20 protein-coding genes and 2 tRNA genes are annotated in these 23,302 nt (G+C 57.6%); 18 read left to right on the top strand and 4 right to left on the bottom strand.

Annotated features, from left to right (window positions below; genetic code table 11):
* The 5 genes from ACONT6_RS10250 to ACONT6_RS10230 all read left to right on the top strand — a co-directional run bounded on the left by ACONT6_RS10250 (position 1) and on the right by ACONT6_RS10230 (position 3,419).
* Positions 1 to 1,989 carry a hypothetical protein gene (locus ACONT6_RS10250; RefSeq protein WP_428818437.1) on the top strand — a complete coding sequence of 663 codons (1,989 nt, stop codon included), beginning with the start codon at positions 1 to 3 and terminating at the stop codon, positions 1,987 to 1,989.
* Entirely contained in the window at positions 1,986 to 2,246 is a 261-nt protein-coding gene (locus ACONT6_RS10245; protein ID WP_428818436.1) for a hypothetical protein, read from the top strand. Before ACONT6_RS10250 ends, ACONT6_RS10245 begins: the two co-directional genes overlap by 4 nt.
* A 53-nt stretch (positions 2,247 to 2,299) precedes the next feature.
* The gene (locus tag ACONT6_RS10240) at positions 2,300 to 2,734 is read left to right on the top strand and encodes a hypothetical protein (RefSeq protein ID WP_428818435.1); all 435 of its coding nucleotides are present in this window, start codon (positions 2,300 to 2,302) and stop codon (positions 2,732 to 2,734) included.
* Positions 2,731 to 3,063: a hypothetical protein gene (locus tag ACONT6_RS10235; RefSeq protein WP_428818434.1), complete on the top strand. Its 333-nt coding sequence runs from the start codon at positions 2,731 to 2,733 to the stop codon at positions 3,061 to 3,063. Before ACONT6_RS10240 ends, ACONT6_RS10235 begins: the two co-directional genes overlap by 4 nt.
* 128 nt (positions 3,064 to 3,191) lie before the next feature.
* Positions 3,192 to 3,419, top strand: coding sequence for a hypothetical protein (locus ACONT6_RS10230; RefSeq protein ID WP_428818433.1), 228 nt, complete (start codon positions 3,192 to 3,194; stop codon positions 3,417 to 3,419).
* Between the two features lie 125 nt (positions 3,420 to 3,544).
* Here the strand turns inward: ACONT6_RS10230 and ACONT6_RS10225 are convergent, their stop codons facing one another.
* The 3 genes from ACONT6_RS10225 to ACONT6_RS10215 form a co-directional block, all read right to left on the bottom strand.
* Positions 3,545 to 4,072: a hypothetical protein gene (locus ACONT6_RS10225; RefSeq protein WP_428818432.1), complete on the bottom strand. Its 528-nt coding sequence runs from the start codon at positions 4,070 to 4,072 to the stop codon at positions 3,545 to 3,547.
* Between the two features lie 137 nt (positions 4,073 to 4,209).
* Positions 4,210 to 4,286: transfer RNA gene (locus tag ACONT6_RS10220), tRNA-Asp, on the bottom strand.
* A 50-nt stretch (positions 4,287 to 4,336) separates the two neighbouring features.
* Positions 4,337 to 4,412: transfer RNA gene (locus ACONT6_RS10215), tRNA-Val, on the bottom strand.
* Positions 4,413 to 4,597: 185 nt separating this feature from the next.
* Here ACONT6_RS10215 and ACONT6_RS10210 point away from each other — a divergent pair.
* From ACONT6_RS10210 to ACONT6_RS10180, 7 genes are all read left to right on the top strand, one after another.
* Complete coding sequence (locus tag ACONT6_RS10210) at positions 4,598 to 5,128, top strand: cytochrome c-type biogenesis protein (RefSeq protein ID WP_428818431.1); 531 nt, start codon at positions 4,598 to 4,600, stop codon at positions 5,126 to 5,128.
* Entirely contained in the window at positions 5,121 to 6,425 is a 1,305-nt protein-coding gene (gene ccmI / locus ACONT6_RS10205) for a c-type cytochrome biogenesis protein CcmI (RefSeq protein ID WP_428818430.1), read from the top strand. Before ACONT6_RS10210 ends, ccmI begins: the two co-directional genes overlap by 8 nt.
* A gap of 230 nt (positions 6,426 to 6,655) precedes the next feature.
* Positions 6,656 to 10,159: a chromosome segregation protein SMC gene (gene smc / locus ACONT6_RS10200; protein WP_428818429.1), complete on the top strand. Its 3,504-nt coding sequence runs from the start codon at positions 6,656 to 6,658 to the stop codon at positions 10,157 to 10,159.
* 105 nt (positions 10,160 to 10,264) lie between these two features.
* Entirely contained in the window at positions 10,265 to 11,752 is a 1,488-nt protein-coding gene (gene zipA / locus ACONT6_RS10195) for a cell division protein ZipA (protein WP_428818428.1), read from the top strand.
* A 135-nt stretch (positions 11,753 to 11,887) separates the two neighbouring features.
* Entirely contained in the window at positions 11,888 to 13,924 is a 2,037-nt protein-coding gene (gene ligA / locus ACONT6_RS10190; protein WP_428818427.1) for an NAD-dependent DNA ligase LigA, read from the top strand.
* 231 nt (positions 13,925 to 14,155) lie between these two features.
* Positions 14,156 to 14,590, top strand: coding sequence for a hypothetical protein (locus tag ACONT6_RS10185; RefSeq protein ID WP_428818426.1), 435 nt, complete (start codon positions 14,156 to 14,158; stop codon positions 14,588 to 14,590).
* Between the two features lie 138 nt (positions 14,591 to 14,728).
* Positions 14,729 to 16,141: a class II fumarate hydratase gene (locus tag ACONT6_RS10180; protein WP_428818425.1), complete on the top strand. Its 1,413-nt coding sequence runs from the start codon at positions 14,729 to 14,731 to the stop codon at positions 16,139 to 16,141.
* Positions 16,142 to 16,211: 70 nt separating this feature from the next.
* Here the strand turns inward: ACONT6_RS10180 and ACONT6_RS10175 are convergent, their stop codons facing one another.
* Positions 16,212 to 16,334 carry a hypothetical protein gene (locus ACONT6_RS10175; protein ID WP_428818424.1) on the bottom strand — a complete coding sequence of 41 codons (123 nt, stop codon included), beginning with the start codon at positions 16,332 to 16,334 and terminating at the stop codon, positions 16,212 to 16,214.
* Between the two features lie 251 nt (positions 16,335 to 16,585).
* Between ACONT6_RS10175 and ACONT6_RS10170 the strand changes: the two genes are divergently transcribed.
* The 6 genes from ACONT6_RS10170 (at position 16,586) to ACONT6_RS10145 (ending at position 23,245) form a co-directional block, all read left to right on the top strand.
* Complete coding sequence (locus ACONT6_RS10170) at positions 16,586 to 16,792, top strand: hypothetical protein (RefSeq protein ID WP_181252860.1); 207 nt, start codon at positions 16,586 to 16,588, stop codon at positions 16,790 to 16,792.
* Between the two features lie 46 nt (positions 16,793 to 16,838).
* On the top strand, positions 16,839 to 17,903 hold the full coding sequence (locus ACONT6_RS10165; protein WP_181252861.1) for an AraC family transcriptional regulator: 1,065 nt from the start codon (positions 16,839 to 16,841) through the stop codon (positions 17,901 to 17,903).
* Positions 17,904 to 18,264: 361 nt separating this feature from the next.
* Entirely contained in the window at positions 18,265 to 20,058 is a 1,794-nt protein-coding gene (locus ACONT6_RS10160) for an acyl-CoA dehydrogenase C-terminal domain-containing protein (RefSeq protein ID WP_428818423.1), read from the top strand.
* A gap of 104 nt (positions 20,059 to 20,162) precedes the next feature.
* Complete coding sequence (locus ACONT6_RS10155; protein ID WP_428818422.1) at positions 20,163 to 20,516, top strand: SCP2 sterol-binding domain-containing protein; 354 nt, start codon at positions 20,163 to 20,165, stop codon at positions 20,514 to 20,516.
* A 412-nt stretch (positions 20,517 to 20,928) separates the two neighbouring features.
* The gene (locus tag ACONT6_RS10150; RefSeq protein ID WP_428818421.1) at positions 20,929 to 22,566 is read left to right on the top strand and encodes an AMP-binding protein; all 1,638 of its coding nucleotides are present in this window, start codon (positions 20,929 to 20,931) and stop codon (positions 22,564 to 22,566) included.
* Positions 22,567 to 22,717: 151 nt separating this feature from the next.
* Positions 22,718 to 23,245 carry a phosphate-starvation-inducible PsiE family protein gene (locus tag ACONT6_RS10145; RefSeq protein WP_428818420.1) on the top strand — a complete coding sequence of 176 codons (528 nt, stop codon included), beginning with the start codon at positions 22,718 to 22,720 and terminating at the stop codon, positions 23,243 to 23,245.
* The last annotated feature ends 57 nt before the right edge of the window (positions 23,246 to 23,302 follow it).

Genomic DNA, 23,302 nt, shown 5'->3' with positions numbered 1-23,302 from the left:
ATGGCGGACTTACAACGGATTGAAAGTCTACTGAAAGCTGCACTAGATGCAGGCGAAACGGAAGACGCTAAATTTTTCCAGCAGCAAATGTACGCGCACCCTGATTTTGAATCGCGCCGAAAACAGCAACTGGAAAAAGTGAATAGTGACTTAGACCCCACAGCCGGAACTGCTTTAGGGGCAACCCGTAGCGCTCTGCAAGGTGCCACGTTTGGCTTTTCCGATGAATTAGCAGCGGGCTTTAAATCTGCCGTTGCCGGTGCTATGGGTGACGATCCAGCAAAAGCCTATTACGGAACCCAACAGGAACTTGACCAAGAGCAACGGGATTTTGCGGAAAAGAATCCCGGCATTTCTCTTGGTCTCGAAATTGGTGGCGGTCTGACCTCTGGTGGTCTGGGTTTAGCGAAAACCATGGCCAAACTTGCGGGTAAAGGCGTGTTACCTAAAGTAGCAGGCGCAGCCGGTATCGGGGCGGCTGAAGGCGGTTTGTATGGTGCAGGCACTTCGAGAGAAGGCGAGCGCATACCCGGCGCAGTCGAAGGCGGTGCAGTTGGTGCGGTGACTGGGCCGCTCGCAGCCGGTGCGGGAAAGTTAATTTCTGAAGGTGTTGGCCCCGTTGCAGATTGGGTGGGAAGAAACCTGATTAACTCGCCACAAAAGAACGCACAGCGCTATCTATCTGAAACCATGGCACAGGAAGGCGTAGGCGGTTCCGAACTGGCCCGCGCACTGAGAGAAATGCCAGGCAATGCCATTCTTTCAGACGTGTCCACAGGCGCTAGAAACACGCTTGAAGGCATATTGCACCAACCAGACAACCCCGCAATTTGGAATCAGGCTGAATCCCTTCTCAGAAGCCGCAACGCTGGCCAACAGCCCCGATTGATTGGCGACCTAGCCGAAAATCTGGGAATCGACACAATGGGCATTCAGCAGACCGTGAACGCCCTTGGCCAACAGCGCTCAAAGATTGCAGGCCCACTGTATCAACAAGCCTACCGCCAGCCCCTGAAGCGCACAGAAAAGCTTGAATCACTGATGCGCGCCCCCGCAGTAAAGCAGGCGTTAGGTAGCGCCCAGACCATAGCCGCAAACCAAAGAATTGCAGGGGATCAGGTTTCACATATGCGCCTGTTTGACTTGGCCAAACAGGATTTGGATGACCAGATTGGCCGCGCCCTTACTTCAGGTGAAAAAGGCAAAGCCCGTGACCTGATTCGGTTAAAACAGGATTTGGTTTCAGAATTAGATGATCAGGTTCCAGCGTATAAGCAGGCTCGTGACGTGTTCGCCAACCATTCCGCAATGATTGATGCCGCCGAATATGGGCGCCGAATTCTGCGGGAAGATGCAGACGTAATAGACGACGTTCTGAAGGGGATGGGCCAGTCTGAAAAGGAAATGTTTCGTATTGGTGCCGGTAGGGCCATTCGGGACAAGCTGATGCAGGCCAGCCAATCCGGTGACGCCACCAAGCGTTTAAATTCTGGATTGGTACGGGAAAGGATGCGCCGCGCTTTCCCTTCAGAAAACTCTTTCAATGACTTTATGAAAAAAGTGGAAATGGAAGCGGACATTTATTCCACAACAGCCATTTTGCAGAACTCAGCCACCGCCAGACGCTTGCAGCAAGGCCAGAAGCTCAAAGGGGAATCAGAGCTACCGGATTCCACAGCCGGTTTTGTCGTGAATACCTTCAAAAAAATATTCGGCGCGAATATGAGTCCAGAGGCAAGGGAAGAGCTGGCCCGCCTGACCATGCAGCGAGTGGGTGACGTGGATTTAAACGCTTTGGCACAAGCCGTGAATAAATCGGCCCTGACTGAAGCGCAAAAAGGGAACGTGGCCCGTCTGATCCAACAGTATGCAGGCGCCACAGCCCCACCTGCCGCAGTGGCCACCTACAACCAAGCGTTCGGTGAACAGCAATCCCCAATGATGACCCGACAACAGGCGCTTGCTAACGCACTGAGGAACGGGCAATGAAGATTAGCCGGGAAGACGTGGCAACCATTCTGGAATTGACCAGAGAGGGATACAACGAACACTTCGACGAATTCCCCGAGGCAATCACGCTGGAAGAATTCGCATATAGCCTTGGCGGCACCGTCGCGCAGACTTTTTACAGTGGCGCCCTAAGCCCCCGTGAAGCCCATATTGCCCATGAAAAATTCTGTGAAATGCTTGTGGCGGGCACAGAGCGTTGGATACAGCGCAACCGCCCCGGAAAGGTATTGAACTGATGGCAAAGAACAGACCCTCAAATCTACCCGCAGAACCCAGACTGACCCCGAGAATGTCAGAGTTTGCCAATCCGACACTGGTAGACCTGACAGAAGGTTTAAACCCCGGCGGCAGTAACAGCAACGCCGATGGCGTCCACACTGGCAGTTATAACTTGGATCAGGAACTGACTTCAGGATGGTGGCGGCAGGTATATACCGAAAATCTGATGGGCCAGCATGTAGGTATCGGACAGAGCGACCCTGAAGACAAGATTCTTGTGCAAGGCGTGGAAGTGCGATTCATTCAGGCCAGCGCTGATATACCCGTGCACCTAGCAGACCCCGCCACCGGCTTGTATAACGCCACCGGGCAGGTGGTGCCACAAGGTGCATGGTTTTGGGGATTCGATGGTTATCCGCTTGTCCTGCGCGTAGCAGTAACCAACAACGGACAGGAACCTCGTGTCACTGGTGGCGGCGGTGACTTCAGAGCGGTGGCTATATGAGTGAGTACCCGACCGGGCTGGAAGACTGGACAGAGGAACGCGCCAGAGCTTCAGGATTTGGCCGTGCGCTCAAACCGGATGATGGGCCAGTGTTCCAACCCACCCAGCGTGAAGGGCGCCGCTTCCTGTCCACCAAGCCCCAGATGAAGTACAGCCACTACAAGGGCACGATTTGCGGCCCGTACTGTGCTATCAGCCCTGCATGGCTACGCGGCCTTTTAGATGATCCCCGGGTGCGTGGGCAGGATGGATTACCTCAACGGGCGGTCAAAGCCGTTAAGCAAGTAGAGGTAGTTCCGGGCACACCGATTGGTCACAATCATGATTAGATAGTCATGATTGTTCGTTAATAGGGTAATTAATGGAAAATAATTTCTTAAAATGTGAAATCACGCATTGATTTTTCTCGCGCGGAACCCCACGTAGGAAATTCAACACACAATGCGGGAAATCCAACATGACCGAGAACACTTCAGTTTTTCACGATTTAATGATGAAGGCTCAGCCCACCAGTTCTATTGCGCCGGGTGCACGTCGTGCATATGCAGTTGCAGCCGCCTTGGAAGTAATCAAAGCGCGAGCAACTCAGAGTGTAGGGGGGGTGGGTGGACTTCATCTTGGCGATGAGTTTGAAAACCTCGCTGAATACGCGACGAAGATTCAGCAAGCGCTGGAAATTGAATAACTTGCTTTAGATTCACGAATGCCGCCCGATGGGCGGCTTTTTCAGTTTTGCAATCCTGTTAGCTCAACCTATTCATGCGATTTGCGCTGCTCTAAGGTCGGCCAGCTTGGTATCTGACGATATTACTACTGTGGCGCCTCTTGGGCGTTGGCGTAGTTGATAGCATTTTGGATGAAATTGAGGTTTTCCAAGACTTTCACGCCGGCAGGTCCAGTTTTTACCAAAAGAGCCCCATTTAGTATCAAGGTCGTTTGCTCATACCCAACGTGCAGTAGTAATGAGGCAGCATCTATCATTTTGTTGCTTACTGGAATGGCGGTCGCGGTGAAGAAGCCATTCCGGATTAGCCCGCTTAGGTTGTAAGTGGCTTCAAACGAATTGATGCTGCAATGCAAAGTCCCGGTTAAGCGTTCGCCACTCTGGTTGAGGGTAAGGTTAATCGAGTTTGCTGGGGCGTTGACCGGAATGTACTTCCAGTTCCCGTCGATCCTAACCCCTTTGTAAAGGCTGTCTGCGATCCAAGGCAATATGACTCGGCGAAACAGCTCGGCAGTGCCATACAGGATTGCGGTAGCAATGATGCTGCTGCCTATGCCTATTAATAAAGAAGTGAGATTTGGGCTGTTTTCGAGGCTCGTGGCAATTTCGTTCACTTTTATTTTTCCCAAATACAAAAAAACCGCCTCAAGGGCGGCTTTCTGTGCCAGAAAAAACCTGTACCATTTTCTGTACCAGTTTTTTCTGACTTGTCACGAAACTCGTTGAAAATCAACGACTTACGAAAAGTAAGTGGCGGACCGGACGGGACTCGAACCCGCGACCTCCGGCGTGACAGGCCGGCATTCTAACCAACTGAACTACCGGTCCGCATTCCTGACTTTCCTTTGAGCAATCTGCCGAGCAGATGTAAAGGATAGTGGTGGGTGGTACAGGGGTCGAACCTGTGACCTACGCCTTGTAAGGGCGCCGCTCTACCAACTGAGCTAACCACCCCGCGTCAGGAGCTGCGTATAGTAATGATATTTTTTTGGCCGTCAACGCTTTTTGGAAATTTTTTTGTGATTCAATGAGTTAAGCGCGATCGCGGGCAGTTGCAGGCGGCGGCTTGCGGTCCGTAGAGGTATGTAGTGGCGCCGCCTCACTGTTATAATTCGGCCACTTTTGACTGGAGAAAATCCGTGCTGATCAAGATCCAAAGGACGTCGCTCATTGCCATGCTGACCCTGCTGGTTGCACTGGTCACGCCCGTTTCTGCAGTTCGCGCCTCGGTGGAGGTAGAGCCGCTTTCCACACCGGAGCTGCAGGCGCGCTATCAAGTGCTGATTGAAGAGATGCGCTGCCCCAAATGCCAGAACCAGAATCTGGCTGGCTCCGACTCCATGGTGGCCATGGATTTGCGTCGCGAGATTCGCCGCCTGCTGGAAGAGGGGTTCAGCGACCAGGAAATCAATGAATACATGGTTGCCCGTTACGGAGACTTTGTCCTGTATCGTCCCCCGCTGCAGCGCAACACCATGGCGCTGTGGCTTGCACCGGGTATTTTTGCGGCACTGGGGCTGCTGACCCTGATCGTGATCGTGGTGCGCTCGCGCGGTGGTCGCGGCGGCCGACAGAATGATGAATCTGATGAATTGAGCGTGGAAGAGCAGCAGCGTCTCGCGCAGCTGCTCAACACTGGCGAACAGGGCGGAAGCAAAACCAATGACTGATCTCTGGCTGATACTGGCGCTGCTGTTGCTGCCGCTCGCGTTTTTTATTGCCTGGCCGCTGCTGCGTGGAAAGGGCAAGGTAGCGTCTGCATTGCCTGATGATGCGGATGCAAACACCCAGGCGGCACTGTACCGGGAGCACCTGGCTGAGCTGGAAGCGTCTCGCGCCAGCGGTGCGGTGGATGAAGCCCAGTACCTATCCTTGAAAAACGAGCTGGCGCGCAAGCTGCTGGCGGAGGAGGGGGGATCCTACCGGGTTGCCCAGGCGCGCAATGGTGGACGGGGGCTCTTGTTTGCGCTCGCGTTTGCGCTGCCGTTTACCGCGGTGGGGCTGTATTTTTACTGGGGCGCTCACCAAGACCTGTCCCTGCACCGGGATCTGGTGGCGAGCCAATCCGGTGAAACCGATATGGTGGTTGAGGCCCGCATTACCCAGCAGTTGAAAGCGCGTATTCAGACGCACCCGCAGGATATTTCCTCCCGCTATGTGCTGGCCCAGCGTTTACTGGTGAGCAACGATCTGCAGGGTGCGATTGCGCAGTATCGCTATATCGTGGCCCATGAGCCCGAGGCGGCGAATATTCGTGCGGAGCTGGCACAGGCGCTGTTCTTTGGCAATGGATCAAAGATGTCGCCGGAGATCCTGCGTGAAGTGGATCAGGTACTCGCGATCCAGCCCAGCAACACAACCGCCCTCGGCCTGGCCGGGATCGCGGCGTTTGATCGCGAGGATTATGTGGGTGCCAGGGATTTCTGGCAGCGCGCACAGGCGCAGATGGCCCCGGGTTCCAGTGCTGCTCAGGCGCTTGCCGCCGGTGTTGCGCGGGCGGAAAAGGCGATTGCCGACGCCGGTGGGCAGGTGGCGGTCAATGAGGCGCCGGAAGCAGTCTCCACAGAGGGCGCAGAGAGTGCCGCGGGTGCCGAGGGTGCCGAGGGTGCCAAGGGTTCAGCGGGAGTGGTCAATCGCATCGCCCTCAAGGTCACCCTGCCGGATAACGTGCAGTCCTCCCCGGACACCCCGGTATTTGTTTACGCGCGTACCGCCGACAGCCCCATGCCGGTGGCGATTGTGCGGCTGACCGCAGCAGACCTGCCGGCAGAAGTGGTGCTCGACGAGTCCCGCGCAATGATGCCCGGCCGCAGTCTCAAGACGGTGGACGAGGTGGAGCTGGTTGCGCGGTTGGCGATCAATGGCAATGCCCGCCCGGCACCGGGGGATTGGCAGGGCGAGATAAAAGGCCTGGCCCGCGCCGACTGGGGCAAGTCCATCCATATCTCCATCAACGAAAAAATCTGACCCTACCTGCTATTCAAACAGCGCCACGCTCCGTCCACAGCAAAAGTGGATGGGGCGGTCAAAAATAGCGCTGAAACCGTGCCCGCAGCCATGTACAATCGGCGGTTTGCAACGACAAATCGGCGATTTGGCTGCCCGGCGGCCGGATCTCTCCTGTGATTACAACGAAGAGCGTTCGGCGGCGGTAAATGTGACCGTACGGACGCCGGGTATTACCGAGTTTCAAGACCATGCGTTTGAAGTGCATCAAGTTGGCCGGGTTCAAATCCTTCGTCGATCCGACCACCGTTTACTTCCCTTCCAACCTCAGCGCCGTGGTCGGCCCCAACGGTTGTGGCAAGTCAAATACCATCGACGCCGTGCGCTGGGTAATGGGTGAGTCCTCCGCGAAGAACCTGCGTGGCGACTCCATGACCGACGTCATTTTCAATGGCTCCAGCGGCCGTAAACCGGTGGGCCAGGCCTCCATCGAGCTGGTGTTCGATAATTCCGCCGGCAAGCTGACCGGTGAATACGCGGCTTTCAGCGAAATTTCCGTCAAGCGCAAAGTGACCCGCGATGGGCAGAACAACTACTACCTGAACGGTGAGAAATGTCGCCGGCGGGACGTGACCGACCTGTTCCTGGGAACCGGCCTCGGTCCGCGTAGTTACGCGATCATCGAGCAGGGCATGATCTCCAAGTTGATCGAGGCCAAGCCGGAAGAACTGCGGGTGTTTATCGAGGAGGCCGCGGGCATCTCCAAGTACAAGGAGCGTCGCCGCGATACCGAAAACCGCATGCGCCGCACCCATGAGAACCTGGAGCGCCTTACCGATATCCGCGACGAGCTGGATCGCCAGCTGGCCCGCCTCGAGCGCCAGTCCGCGGCAGCGGAGAAATACAGCCGCTTCAAGGAAGAGGAGCGCACACACAAAGCGCACCTGCAGGCACTCAAGTACAAAGACCTGGATGATCAGGCCAAGGCCAAGCAGCAGCAGATCGGCGAGCTCGAGCTCACCGTGGAGGAGCTGGTCACCCGACAGGTCAGTTGTGACACCGGTATCGAAGAACAGCGCGTGGCCTACCACGACCTGTCCGATGCATTTAACGAGGTGCAGGGCCGTTTTTACTCGGTGGGCGCGGATATCGCGCGTCTGGAGCAGAGTATTTCCCATGCGCGTGAGCGCAACGCCCAGCTGCAGAGCGATTTCTCCCGAACCGAACAGGAATACAACGAATCCCAGTCGCTGCTCGCGGCGGACCAGGAAAAGGCGGTCGAGTTCGACGCAGAGCTCGAAGTCATCGTGCCGGATCTGGAAATGGTGCAGGCGGCAGAGGAAGAATCTGCGCAGGCACTGCTGACCGCGGAAGACCAGATGCGCGATTGGCAGAACGAGTGGGACCAGTTCAACCAGGGTGCTTCCGGTTCCCGTCAGCGCGCCGAGGTTCAGCAGTCGCGCATTCAGCATCTGGAAACCTCGACCCAGCGCCTGCAGGACCGTATCAGCAAGCTCCAGAGTGAGCGCGAGAGCCTTTCCGGTGCTGGCGATGACAGTGAACTGGAACAGCAGAACGAAGAGCTGGCCGAGCTGGAAATGCAACTGGCGGAGCTGCGCGAGTCTATTTCCGAGCAGGTCGAGCAGCTCGCAGAGTTGCGCCGCCAGGAAACCGATATCGCTGCGGACCTGGATAAAGAGCGCCTGCAACTGCAAACCAGCCGCGGACGCCAGGCGTCCCTGGAAGCCCTTCAGCAGGCCGCGATGGGGCAGGGAAAAGCGGTGGCCAGCTGGCTGGAACAGCAAAACCTGCAGGATCGCCCGCGCCTGGCAGAGCAGATCAGTGCCCGGTCAGGTTGGGAGACCGCCGTCGAAACCGTACTTGGTGCGCAGCTGCAGGCGGTGTGCATCGATCAGATTGAGTCCCTGCAGGAGTCGCTCACCAGTCTCGAGAGCGGTCAGGCGGTATTTGTTGATGGCAGCAGCGTTTCCTCTGTCGCCAGTGGCAGTCTGCCCAAACTGGCGGATGTCGTGGATGGGCCTGCGGCCCTGACAGGCCTGATCGACGGTATCTACACCGCTGAAGACCTGACCGCGGCACTCGCCCAGCGCGCCCAGTTACGTGCCGGTGAATCCATCGTCACCCGCGATGGCCTCTGGGTGGGCCCGAGTTGGCTGCGTGTAAGCCGCGGTGCGGATGCGGAAGCCGGCGTTCTGGCACGCAAGCAGGATTTGGAAAATCTCGAGCAGTCCCTGGCGGAATGTGAAGCGCGCATCGAGGAGCTGTCCGAGCAGCGCGAACAGTTACGCGCACGCGCCGCAGAACTGGAATCCGGTATCGAGCAGGGGCGCAACAACGCCGAGCAGCTGAACCGTCGCACCGGCGACCTGCGCAGTCAGTTGTCTGCCCAGCGTGCCCGCCAGGAGCAGATGGACGAGCGCCGCCGTCGTATCGAGCAGGAAATTGCCGAAGTAAAAGAACAGAAAGAGATGGAGTCCGAGGCCATCTCGGAAGCGCGAATCGTGCTGCAGGAAGCGGTCGAGGCCATGAGCGATGATACGGATCGTCGCGAGACAATGCTGGCCCGCCGTGAAGAGCTGCGCGAAGCCCTGGATAACGCCCGCCAGCGCGCACGTGAAGACAAGGACCGCGCGCACGAATTGGCCATGCGTGAACAGTCCGTGCGCACCCAGAAAGTATCGCTGGAGCGCACGCTGCAGGTATTGCGCGAGCAAGTGGAGCGCCTGCAGGAGCGCCGCGAGCAGCTGACCCTGCAGATGGAAGAGGCCCAGGATCCGTCCCAGGATTTCCAGGCCGAACTCGAAGACAAGCTGGGCCAGCGTATCGAGGTGGAGAACGAGCTTTCCGAAGCGCGCAAGAAACTGGAAGACGTGGAATCCAGCCTGCGCAATCAGGAGCAGGAACGCCACAAGGCGGAGTCTGCGCTGCAGGGAGTCCGCGCACAGCTGGAACAGCAGCGCCTGACGGCCCAGACGCTGGAAACCCAGCGCAATGGTCTGGTCGAGCAGTTGCGCGAGGCGGACCACGATCTGGATATCCTCCTCGAGGAACTCCCGGAAGAGTTGACCATCGAAGCAGTACAGCAGGATATCGAGCTGGTGGCTGCGCGAATTTCCCGTCTCGGCCCGATTAACCTGGCGGCCATTGACGAATACAAACAGGAATCCGAGCGCAAGCACTATCTGGATCGCCAGTACGATGACCTGACCGATGCGCTGGAGACCCTGGAAAACGCGATCCGCCGCATCGATAAAGAGACCCGGACCCGCTTCAAGGAGACCTTTGACCAGGTTAACAGCGGTCTGCAGGAACTGTTCCCGAAAGTATTCGGTGGCGGTCACGCCTATCTGGAGCTGACCGGGGACGATCTGCTGGATACCGGTATCGCGATCATGGCGCGCCCACCGGGCAAGCGAAACAGCACCATCCACCTGCTTTCCGGTGGGGAAAAGGCACTGACGGCGATCGCACTGGTGTTCTCCATTTTCCGCCTGAATCCCGCACCTTTCTGTATGCTGGACGAGGTGGATGCACCCCTGGATGATGCCAACGTTGGCCGCTATGCGCGCATGGTGAAAGAAATGTCCGCACACGTGCAGTTCATCTACATTACACATAACAAGATCGCCATGGAGATGGCCGATCAGTTGCTCGGTGTGACCATGCACGAGCCGGGTGTATCGCGCCTGGTATCCGTGGACGTGGAAGAGGCCGCGGAATTGGCGTCTGCGTAATGGAAGTACAACGTTGTTTAAATCGGATGATCCCGGTGGATTGCAACATGTGGAGCCCGGGCTTTCCGGCTCGATGGATGTCGGCTTAGGGAGAGGGATGCACAAATGGACAACTGGCTGATCAACTTGCTGGCTCTGGTGCTGCTCGGGGTAGTACTTGATGGCGCGCGCCGCGCCTATCTCAAGCACCGCGACACCATGAAGGTATCCCGCAACCTGTCCCGATCCATGCGCCGGGATATGGACGACTACAGCGATGACATTCTCTCGCCGCCGCGGTCCGCGGAGGCGGGTGAGAGCGCCCGTGAGCCGGTGAAAGAAAAGCCGTCATCCACTGCGCGGGCCGCTCAGCAGAGCCCCCGTTTTGCCGAGCCCGATCTCGAATATATCGATCCGGAAGAGGCGGAAAAGCGTCGCCAGATCGCCGCGGAGCTGCCCGGCACGGTGCGCGTGGTACAGCGCCGCAAGCCGGAGGATGCCTCACAGGTCAATCGCAAGGTGCAGCAGAACTTCCAGTCCTCGCGCAAGCCCCTGGCGGGTAGCAAGCCCGACCGGCGCGATGCCGATACTCCGGAGCCGGCCGTAACGGCTGAGCCACCGCGCCCCCATGTGCCCGAGCAGGTTTCCCTTAACCTGGAGGAGCAGGTGCCCATGCTCATGGATTCCGTGACTGACGCGGAGCAGGAGCCGGCTGCAGAGCCAGAGTTGACCACTGCGCTCGGTCGCACCGCAGACCTCGAACAGGTTGCTCCGGAGCTGGCGCATCAGCAGCCGCTAGAGCAACAGCCCGCAAGTTCTCCGCAGGCTGGTAACGATGCAGAAACCGACCCGCTGGGCAGCCTGGCCCGGGAGTCTGTGGCGAGCGACCGTCGTGAGCCCTCTCTGGACGAGTCTGTAAGTCTCGAATCCCTGCAGGAAGTTTCTGAGCCTGTCGGGGATGAAGCGGCGCACGCAGCGTCTGAGCCCCCGGCCAAGTCCGGCTGGGCCGCCGCGGACCTGAAGCTGCCGGAACTGAAGTTTCCCGAATTCAAGAAGCCGGCGGCTCCGGCTCGGGAATCCCGCAGCGCTAAAGAGAGTCGTGAAACCGCGGGCAGCAGCCGCGCAGGCAAGCGCGGTAGCAAGGGCAAGGCCGCGGAGTCGACAAAGGAGCGCGCCGTGGAAGAAGTGCTGATCCTCAATATCATGGCGCCGGCAGGCGACTATTTTGAAGGCAATGACCTGTTGCGCGTACTGCTTTCCAGCGGCCTGCGCTTCGGCGATATGAATATTTTCCACTATCACTGCGGCGAAGCGGGCGAGGGCCCGGCACTGTTCAGTCTCGCGAATATTGTGGTGCCCGGCACTTTCGATATGTCCGAGATGGAAGATTTCACAACCCCGGGTGTCAGCCTGTTCCTGGCACTGCCCGCGGAGGTGGAGGCTCTCAAGGCTTTCGATACCCTGCTGTCCACTGCGCGCGGCATCGCCGAGCAGCTGGGTGGTGAGCTGAAGGATGAAAACCGCAGTGTCTTCACTGCGCAGACCGCGGAACACTATCGCCAGCGGGTCATGGAGTTCCAGCGACGTAAGGCGCTGGCCCGGGCCCAGGCATAAAACGTCAGCCCCTCCCATTGCGGAGGGGCTTCTGTATCGGGTGCGGTATTTCCGCTGATCTTCCGATTACTTGCCCGATAATCCCCTGTTAATTCCATTGCCATCGGCAAGCAGTTTCCAATTCGCGAAAACACAATGACAAAGAGCATTCCGCAGGAAAAACAGCAGCGCGTCAACGAGCTGCACGACATCCTCAACCGCGCCAATTACGAATACTATGTGCTGGATACACCGGAATTGCCGGATGTGGAGTACGACCGTTGTCTGCGCGAACTGCAGGAGCTTGAGAGCGAATACCCGCAACTGATTACCTCAGATTCACCCACCCAGCGCGTGGGCGCTGAGCCTCTCGCGGCATTTACCCAGATCCGCCATGAGATGCCCATGCTGTCGCTGGACAATGCGTTCAACGATGAAGAGATGGAAGACTTTGATCGCCGTATCCGCGATCGCTTGAACAGCAATGCGCCGGTGGAATATGCCTGTGAACCCAAGCTGGATGGTATTGCCGTGAGCTTGCTGTACCGCCAGGGTATTCTCGAGCGTGCGGCCACCCGCGGTGACGGCACTGTGGGCGAAGATATCACCCAGAATGTGCGCACCATCTACTCGGTTCCGTTGAAGCTGCTCGATGGAGACGTGCCACCGGTACTGGAGGTGCGCGGTGAAATCTACATGCCGAAGGCGGGTTTTGATGCCCTGAATGAAAAGGCCCGGGCCGCCGGGGAAAAGGGTTTTGTAAACCCGCGCAATGCGGCCGCTGGCAGCCTGCGCCAGTTGGACTCCCGGATTACCGCGCAGCGCCCGCTGGAATTATGTGTATACAGCGTCGGTATCGTGGAGGGCGGCGACTTGCCCGAGCGCCACTCTGAAGTGCTCGAGCAGCTGAATCGCTGGGGCTTCCGCATCAATAGTGAAATGGCGGTGGCAGAGGATATACAGGCGTGTATCGAGTACCACCGCAAGCTGGGCGAGAAACGCGCACAGTTGCCGTATGACATCGACGGCATCGTGTTCAAGGTCAACAGTATCCCGCTACAGCGCCGCCTGGGATTTGTGGCGCGAGCGCCGCGCTGGGCCACCGCGTATAAATTTCCCGCGCAGGAGGAGATGACCCGCCTGCTGGATGTGGAATTCCAGGTGGGACGCACCGGTGCGGTGACGCCGGTGGCGCGCCTGGAGCCGGTGTTTGTGGGTGGCGTAACCGTGTCCAATGCCACACTGCACAATCGCGATGAAATTGCCCGTCTCGGGGTAAAAGTCGGCGATACGGTGGTAATCCGTCGTGCGGGTGATGTGATTCCCCAGGTGGTTTCCGTGGTGGAAAGTCGCCGTCCGCAAGATGCCCGGGATATCGAGTTTCCCGCGCACTGCCCGGTGTGCGATTCGCCGGTCGAGGCAACCCCCGGCGAAGCCGTTGCCCGCTGTAGTGGCGGACTTATTTGCAGCGCTCAGCGCAAGCAGGCGATCAAGCATTTTGCCTCGCGCAAGGCCATGGATATTGATGGGCTCGGCGACAAGCTGGTGGAGCAGCTGGTGGACGAGGGGCTGCTAAAATCCGTATCTGGCCTTTACCACCTGTCCCTCGAGCCCCTGACCGGTCTAGAGCGCATGGGCGAAAAGTCGGCCCAGAACCTGCTCGATGCGCTGGAGAAGAGCAAAAGCACAACCCTGCCAAAGTTTCTCTACGCACTGGGGATTCGCGAGGTGGGCGAGGCCACAGCGCGCAACCTGGCGCGACACTTTGGCGATCTCGAACACCTGATGCAGGCTGACAGTGAAGCCCTGCAACAGGTCGATGATGTGGGCCCGGTAGTGGCCCACTATGTGGCAGAGTTCTTCGAGCAACCCCACAACCTGGAGGAAATTGCCGCGCTGCAGCAAGCCGGTGTGCACTGGGAAGCTGAGGTGCAGGAAGAGGGCTCGCAGCCACTGGCAGGGCAGACCTGGGTGCTGACCGGCAAGCTCGAGACCCTGTCTCGCAGCGAGGCCAAGGATTACCTGCAGCGGCTCGGCGCCAAGGTGGCAGGCAGTGTCTCAGCCAACACCCATACGGTAGTGGCGGGGCCGGGTGCTGGTTCAAAACTGAACAAGGCGCGCGACCTCGATCTGCCGGTGCTCGATGAAGAAGGGCTGATGGCTATGTTGCGCGAGCAGGGTATTGAAATTTAACCGTCCTGATCGGTTTATCGACAACCTGTTTGGAGGATAGGCACTTGCGTATCCTCCCCGTGTATCAGCGCACAATTCATATGTGGAAATTGCGACGAGATTGCCGATTTCGCCGATTTCCACAGTGGCATTCTGCGGGTTGCGCCGTTACAGTTGGCAGCTAAAGTTTTATGAATTGGCCTGCAGGCAGTCGTGAATACGCTGCGAGGGCAGCGTAGGGGTTAGCGCAGAGTGATTCAGGGCGATCAGGAATCCATTGTTTACGGCTGTATCAAAGACAGTAATAGTCTGACCGGCGGCAGTGACCGACGCCGGGTCAATCGCGAGGCTGTCCTCGCCTTGCCGAGCGCCGACGAGTGGCCGTTTCTGTGCCGCGACATGTTTTCGATTCCCACCATCAAGGTCAAACAGTCCCAGTACCAGACGGATGTCATTCACTTCGGCGCGTCCTACCGTGCGGTAGAGTACGAGTGGAATCACTGGATCCAGAAGTTTGAGGAATTGCTGCAAAGCATGTACTGGGTATCGGCCACCGTACACCTCGAAACCGAGCTCTCCGGTACCCATTCGTTTACCTGGGAGGCCGCCGGCCTCTACCATGAGCCCGGTAGTGGCGATATGCAGGTGCGCTGTGAGTGGACCCAGGAAGGGCGCGTCAGTATCTGACCTGTAACCGCCGGCTCGTTGTATCTGGTTCCCCGCCAGCCCGGTGTTTTTGGCCTCGCGACTCTATATTCTCTACGCTACGCTAGTCCTGATGTACCAGTCCTAGATATCCAGTCAAATTCCGACCGGGGGTCGTGCATGCCTGAATCCACATCCGGGGCGCCGGAAAATTATCGTATCGAGGAAGACAGTCTCGGCGAAGTGCGAGTGCCGCAGAGCGCGCGTTACGGCGCCCAGACCCAGCGTGCGGTGGAGAATTTCCCGGTCAGCGGATACACGCTGCCGGTAGAGTTTCTGCGCGCGGTCGTGGCGATAAAAAAAGCGGCAGCCGAGGCGAACTTCTGTCTTGGTATACTCGACAAAGAGGTGGCCGACGCGATCACCGCCGCCTGTGATCGACTGTCGGAAACCGATTTTCAGCAACAATTCCCCATCGATATTTTCCAGACCGGTTCCGGTACCAGTACCAACATGAATGTGAATGAGGTACTGGCCCGCATGGCATCGGAGCACAGTGGTCTGACGGTAGGTGCCAACGACCACGTCAATATGTGTCAGAGCAGTAATGATGTGATCCCTTCAGCGATCCATCTTTCCGCTTTGCTGGCGCTGCAAAACAAACTCCTGCCGGCACTGGTGCATCTGATCGATGTGACCGAGGAAAAAGCAGAAACGGTGGAGGGCGTGATCAAAACTGGTCGCACCCACTTGATGGACGCGGTACCGGTTTCACTATCCCAGGAGTTGAATGCATGGGCCGCGCAGGTGCGCCTGTGCAAGGAGCGGCTCGAAAATTCACTGCCGCGCCTCGAGCAATTGGCCCAGGGCGGTACGGCAGTGGGATCGGGATTGAATGCGCACGCAGAATTTGCCGAGATATTTGCGCGCAAGCTGAGTGGTGATTGCGGTGTGTACCTGCGTCCGGCAGAGAACCCGTTTGCGGCCATTGCCAGTCAGGACACGGCAGTGGAAGTTTCCGGACAACTCAAAACGCTGGCGGTGGCGCTGATGAAAATCGCCAATGACTTGCGCTGGATGAATAGCGGTCCCCTCGCCGGGTTTGGCGAGATTGCCTTGCCCGCGCTGCAACCGGGCAGCAGTATCATGCCGGGTAAGGTCAATCCGGTAATTGCGGAGTCTGTGGCCATGGTCGCGGCCAAGGTAATCGGCAATGACTCCACCATTACAGTGGCGGGACAGAGTGGAAATTTTCAGCTCAATGTCATGCTGCCGGTCATCGCGTTTTCCCTGCTGGAAAGTATCCGGATTCTCAGCACCGGCACCCGTTTGCTGGCGGACAAGGCGATAGCAGGGTTTGAGGTAAACGAGGCGCGCATGCAGCAGGCGCTGGCGAGGAATCCGATCCTGGTCACCGCGCTCAATCCGGTGATCGGCTACGCGCGCGCGGCGGAAATCGCCAAGGCAGCCTATGCCAGTGGTCGGCCGGTACTGGATGTTGCAGTGGAAATGACAAATCTCTCCGCAAATGAACTGGAAAAACTTCTGGATCCGGCGCGCCTGAGTCAGGGGGGCATCATCGATGGTGATTGAGGAATCCTCGGATGATTCCCCTTAGGGTGATTTCTGGAGTTGAGAAGGGAAAGTCCGGGCAGCGCGAGCTTCAGCTGAGTAGCAGAATCCCCAGTAGTATTGAGCCTGCCAGCAGCATCATACATTCGACCCAGATAGCCAGTTTGCGCAGGGCGCTCCTGTCTTCACGGCGATAAAGTAGTCGTTTGCCCATGGTCTGCACCTCCATTGATCTCCGGTTTGTCCAGTTCCCTTGAGAAGCGGATGATTCCCCGGTTCGTTGACAGCTGCAGGGCGATGCTGCACGATTCTGCGCCGAGAGTGGCGCCGGACCCCGCGGTCCACACCGCAAGTGTGCCGTCGCCACATGCTATCGGTGGGTACTGGTTGCCTCACTATTATTAAGGGTAGTGTTGGCGCAGTTCGCCGACCAACCATTCATTTCCCAGCCAAAGTGTTTTTGTTATGGCCAACAAACGTCGCCGTTCGTTTATCACCAGTGTGCTCGCCTGTATTGCATTTATTGCAGCGGCGATCTGGAGCTGGGACCTGCCGGTGGCGGATGTGCTCAGTTACCTGGTGTTGATGCTGGTGTTCCTCGCGGTGATTGTTTCCGTGGCATTCGGCTTCGGGGCGCTGTTGAACTGGATTCGCAATCGCCGCGACAAGTAATAAAAACGGATTAACCTTAACTTCTGACCAGGTCGCCAGTTGTCGAATGGAAAACACCCACGAAGATATCCGAATCCCGATTACCTATGTGCAGCGCTTGCTGGATGAAGCCTCCCAGCACGGATGTGATCGTGCGGAGCTGCTGGGTTCGGTGGGTATTTCCGAGCAGGATCTGGAGGATACCGCTGCGTTTTCCGCGGTGAAATACGGTCGCCTTTACCAGCGTGTGATGTGGCTGTCACAGGATGAGTGGTTCGGCATGTTGAGTGGTGGGCGGGTGCGCTCCGGCTCTTTCCGATTGCTGTGCCTGACCGTGGTGAACTGTGCAACGGTGCGGCAGGCGATTACCCTGAGCGCCCAGTTTATGGAGATTTGCCGGGGATTTCGGGTCAAGCCGGTGCTGTACCGGGAGGGTGACAAGGATCGCGTTGTCATCGAGGGCATCAGCTCCCTGCAGCCTGGGGAGTTCGATCAGCTGATTGCGGAGACTTCGCCCGGGGTTATCCGCACCACCCTGGCGGTTTGGCATCGCTTTTATTGCTGGCTGGTCGGCCGGGAAATTCCGCTGGCAAAATTGCACTTTTCTTTTTCATGTCCGGAAGAGTTTCTCGCGCTGGCGCAAAGTGAAGCGGAAGAGTTGCTGTTCGACCAGCCGGGTAACGCACTCGAGTACGAGAGCCGCTACCTCGACTATCCCATTGTGCAGAGCCCGCAGACGGTGGAAGACTTTATCCGCACCGCGCCTTATCACCTGGTGATCAGTGACGGCAATGCCAACAGCATCAAGACCAAGGTAAAGACCATTCTCAACCGGGATGTCAGTGAATCCATGCCGGCGGCAGAGGCGGTCGCCGAGCGCCTGAATATGTCGGTTACTACCCTGCGTCGCAAGCTCCAGCAGGAGAATACGTCTTACCAGAAACTGAAAGACGAGTGCCGAATGGAAGCGGCGTTTCACTATCTCAGCTGTCCGGATCTCTCCAACACCCAGATCGCGGAAATGCTTGGTTTCGATGAAGCGAGTGCTTTCTTTCGTGCGTTCAAGAAGTGGACCGGGGTGACGCCTGGCGAATATCGCAAAAGTCCTCGCTCCACCTCCGCCGGACTGTAGGCGTCTTTCAGGTGTCGTCTCCGGGCAGCCATGCCAGCGCGCCTGCACCAGATTGACGCAGCTTCTTCCCTTCGGAGCCACTGACTGTGGCTCCACCCACGATTTTCTTCTACCCGCTAAATATTCCTGCCTCAAAGCATTTTTGACCGCTGCGTCAGGCAGTTTTTTGTCAATTTCGCGCCGTATTTTGTTAGTGCTTTGGACTCTTTTCGCCATAGTGAGTATTGCCGATTTGCAACTAATATGAATAAAAGTAAAAGTTGAGTCACCGACAGGCGTGGAGCTTCCGCAGCCCGGCAATGACTCCCGGGATAACAAGACCCGGTCCACCGACGACCAATATCGAAAGAGGGTATACAGGATGAGCGAGATCAAAATTCCCCTGCGTGACATGCGCTTTGCGATGCGCGAGCTGTTCAACTGGGATCAGCACTACGCAACGCTGGGTTATGAAGACGCGAGTCCGGATGTGGTCGACGCCATCCTGGAAGAGGGCGCCAAGTTCTGTGAAAACGTACTGGCTCCCCTGAACCAGATTGGCGACCAGCAGGGCTGTACCTGGAATGACGGTGAAGTCAAAACCCCTGAGGGCTTCAAGGAAGCCTACCAGCAGTTCGTAGAGGCCGGCTGGCCGTCCCTGGCGCACCACGTGGATCACGGCGGGCAGGGCCTGCCGCCGTCCCTGGGCACCATCCTGAGCGAAATGGTGGGTACCGCCAACTGGTCCTGGGGCATGTACCCGGGCCTGTCCCACGGTGCGATGAACACCCTGGAAGCCCACGGTACCGACGAGCAGAAGCACACCTACCTGACCAAACTGGTAGAAGGCAGCTGGACCGGCACCATGTGCCTGACCGAGCCGCACTGTGGTACCGACCTGGGTATCCTGCGCTCCAAAGCCGAGCCGAATGACGACGGTTCTTACTCCATTACCGGCACCAAGATTTTCATCTCTGCCGGTGAACATGACATGGCGGAAAACATCGTGCACATCGTGCTCGCCCGCCTGCCCGACGCGCCTGCCGGCACCAAGGGTATTTCCCTGTTTATCGTTCCGAAGTTCCTGCCCAGCGAAGACGGTTCCGTGGGTGAGCGCAATGGCGTGACCTGTGGTTCCCTGGAGCACAAGATGGGTATTCACGGCAACGCCACCGCGGTGCTGAACTTCGACGGCGCCAAGGGCTTCCTGATTGGCCCTCCCAACAAGGGCCTGAACTGCATGTTCACCTTCATGAACACTGCGCGTCTGGGTACTGCCCTGCAGGGCGTGGCGCACGCGGAAGCGGGTTTCCAGAAGTCCCTGGCGTACGCCAAGGATCGTCTGCAGATGCGCTCCCTGAGCGGCCCGAAAAACCCGGAAGGTGCGGCGGACCCGATCATCGTGCACCCGGACGTGCGCCGTATGCTGTTGACCCAGAAGGCCTTCTCCGAAGGCGGTCGCATGCTGGTCCTGATGTGTGCTCAGCAGGTAGACCGCTCCCAGAGTGGTTCCGACGAAGAGCGCAAGGATGCTGACGATCTGTTGGCGTTCCTCACGCCGATCGCCAAGGCGTTCCTGACCGAGACCGGCTACGAGTCCGCCAACCTGGGTATGCAGTGCTTCGGTGGCCACGGTTACATCGCCGAGTGGGGCATGGAGCAGAACGTACGTGACTCCCGTATCTCCACCATCTACGAAGGTACCACCGGCATCCAGGCGCTGGATCTGCTGGGCCGTAAGGTGTTGATGAGTCAGGGCGAACTGCTGCGCAAGTTCACCAAGATCGTGCACAAATTCTGCCAGGCAGAAGTCGACAACGAAGCGCTCGCGCCTTACGTCGCCAAGCTCCAGGAAATCAACAAGGAGTGGGGCGAACTGACCATGAACGTGGGCGTCAAGGCCATGGAAAACCCCGATGAAGTGGGTGCAGCTTCCGTGGACTACCTGATGTACTCCGGTTACGCGGTACAGGCGTACCTGTGGGCACTGTCAGCCAAGGTTGCCAACGAGCAGATCGCCGCAGGCACTGCGGAAGAAGACTTCTACCGTGCCAAACTGGCGACCGCGCGCTTCTACTTCGACCGCATCCTGCCGCGCACCGCGACGCACGCCAGCGCGATGCAGAGCGGCGCCGAAAACCTGATGAGCCTGGATGCGGAACACTTCGTATTCTGAACTTGATGTAGACAAAACACCGCCGCTGGCAACAGCGGCGGTGTTTTTGAATCCGGCCTTTGCCAATGGCGGTGATCGCGGGATCTTTTTTACGCGGAGCTTCGATGCATCTACCCGTGCAACTCATTGAGCGGCTGCAGAAGCTGACTTGTCTGCCCGAAACCGCTCGGATACAGTTCCGATTGCCCGATGGCAGTGATTTTTACCTGCAGGTTCAGCAACGACGGGATGAAGTACAATCCCCCAATGGCGCGACCAACGGGTCTATCGAGGCTAAGCAGATAGCGGGCCTCACAGAAAACGCGGACCTTGAGTTGGAGATGTCTTTCAACACCCTGAAAGATATTAGCGAGGGCCAGTTGAGTGCCCGCCATGCGTTTCTATTGGGAGATATCCGCTACACGGGGAACCGCGAGCTGGCGGCAGCGCTGGCGGATCTGTTCTCCGCACACGGCTGACCGGGTATTACCTCGGGCGGAATAGAAGTACTGTGCAATCAGTGCTCCAATATTCACAGCAGTGATTGCCGATCCGGTTATCCAGGGGAAAACTGGCGGCCTATCAAACAGACAACAGAGAAAAATAACGGAGTCTCAAAATTCAGGCGCCTTATTTGCCTCACATAGCGACATTCACCGAATAACTATCAAAACTTACAATAATCATCTGTCCGCAGAGCGCTTTGCTTGAGGATTTCGTCTATATACGGACATGGGTACCAGAATGGGGCATTCGGCTGCGAATTTTCGCGGTTGGTTAATTTCCACGTCATGGTATCTTCGGTCCGCAACCTGATCGATAATCCCGGGTTAAGGGGCGTTTCGCACTGCGCGGACAGCACCACAAGAACAACATTTTGGGAGAAATAAGTTGGACATCGAACGCAGCATTATTGACGTGTTTTCGTCTGCCACGGCCAAATACGCCGATCGACCGGCCTTTACCTGTCTCGGGCACACACTGACGGTTGGGGATATTGACCGTCTGAGCGCCAACTTCGCCTCCTACCTGCAGAACAAGACCAGTCTGAAAGCAGGCGATCGCATCGCGGTGCAGCTGCCTAATGTACTGCAGTATCCCGTTGTGGTATTCGGTGCGCTGCGCGCCGGCCTGACCGTGGTAAACACCAATCCCCTGTACACCAAGCGTGAGCTCAAGCACCAACTGAATGATTCTGGTGCCAAGGCGCTGGTGGTGCTGGCAAACATTGCTGATACCGCTTCCGAGGTGATTCCCGAAACCTCCGTGGAGCAGGTGATCGTTACCGAAATTGCCGACCTGCACCCGCCGCTCAAGCGCGTCCTTATCAATAGCGTCGCCAAATACATTAAAAAGATGGTGCCGGAGTTCAGTTTTAGCAATCGCGTGAATTTCCGTGATGCGATGTCTGCTGGCGCCTCTCAGCCCCATGAGGAAGTGCAGCGCACACCAGACGATCTCGCTGTGCTGCAATATACCGGCGGCACTACAGGTGTTGCCAAAGGCGCAATGCTGACCCACCGCAACCTGGTGGCCAATATGGAACAGGTGCGCGAGGCCCTGGGCGACTCCATGCGGGAAGGCGAGGAGTTTTACATCGCTCCGCTGCCGCTGTATCACATCTACGCGTTCACCCTGCACTGTATGTGCCTGTTTACCACGGGTAGCCACTCGCTGCTGATTCCGAATCCGCGGGATATCCCGGGCTTTGTGAAAACCCTGAAAGGCAAGCGCTTTACCGGGTTCTGTGGTCTCAACACCCTGTTCAATGGCCTGATGCGCTGCCCGGAGTTTGCCGAGCTGGATTTCAGCAAGCTGCATACTACCTGTTCCGGTGGTATGGCCCTGACCCGCGCTACCGCGGAGAAGTGGGAGAAGATGACCGGCTGTGTGGTAACCGAAGGTTACGGCATGACAGAAACCGCACCGGTGGTTTCCTTTAACCCGGCGGACGCCGTGCAACTGGGTACCGTAGGTGTGGCTGTTCCGGGCACCGAGGTCAAGGTGATCGATGAGAACGGCAACGACCTGCCGAATAATACCCCGGGTGAGTTGTGTGTCCGTGGTCCGCAGGTGATGAAGGGTTACTGGGAGCGCCCCGAAGCAACCGCCGATACCATCGATTCCGAAGGTTGGCTGAAGACCGGCGATATGGCTGTGATTCAGGACGACGGCTACATCAAGATTGTCGACCGCAAGAAAGACATGATCATCGTGTCCGGCTTCAACGTGTATCCAAACGAGATCGAAGATATCGTGGCGGCGCACCCGAAGGTGGCCGAGGCTGCGGCAGTGGGTATTCCCGATGAGCGCAGCGGGGAGGCGGTGAAGCTGTTTGTAGTAAAAACAGACGAGTCACTGACTGCTGACGAGGTTGTGGCCTACTGTCGCGAAAACATGACCGCGTACAAGGTGCCGCGCAATATCGAGTTTCGCGAAGACCTGCCCAAGACCAATGTGGGCAAAATTCTGCGTCGCGAGCTGCGTGATGAAGAGTTGAAAAAGCTCGAGGAAGCGACGGTCGCCTGATCCGGTAGCCGCCTTTGCCTGATGCAAAAAGGGCAACACAAAAAAACCGCTGCTTGCAGCGGTTTTTTTGTGCCTGGAAAACGGGGAAGTGCAGGAAATACACGGTGCGCTATAACTAGTGTTGCACTGACTCAGCCCCAAGAGACGCGCGATGGAAAAGAAAAACAGGCGGCATATCATTCTTCACGAAGAGCTGCCCGCCGAGCACGAAGATCCCCTGATCCGGGTGTTGCATATCGTCATTCGCGCTTCCATCCGGTTTCTGGCGGTACTCATGGCACTGGTGATCATGTGGAGCGTGGCGGATGTGGTTTGGGTGCTGTATCAGCGCATGTCCACAGAGCCCAAGCTGCTACTTGACCACGGTGATTTGTTTGACGTGTTTGGGGCAATAATGTTGGTGCTGATCTCCATCGAAATCTTTATCAATATCCGGCTCTACCTGGGCTCCAACGTCATTCCGATTCAGCTTGTGGTTGCCACGGCGCTGATGGCGATTGCGCGGAAAGTAATCGTGCTCGATTTGGATGATACCGGGCCGGAGTTCGTGGCCGGCATCGCGATGACGACGCTCGCGCTGGGCGTTACTTATTGGCTGATTGCCAAGAAGGAGACGCTGGCCTGCGAGCCCCGTGGCGCTGCGCGCGATGACGGACAAGGTAAGTCCCTTGCCGATTGAGTCGATGGTCAAAACGAAAAAGGGGCGCCCGAGGGCGCCCCTTTTTAGTTTGATCTG

It is taken from the genome of Microbulbifer sp. MCCC 1A16149, from assembly GCF_050368945.1.
Taxonomy (GTDB): domain Bacteria; phylum Pseudomonadota; class Gammaproteobacteria; order Pseudomonadales; family Cellvibrionaceae; genus Microbulbifer.
Note: the sequence above shows the minus strand (reverse complement) of the source record. Positions and strands in the feature narration are given on the sequence as shown.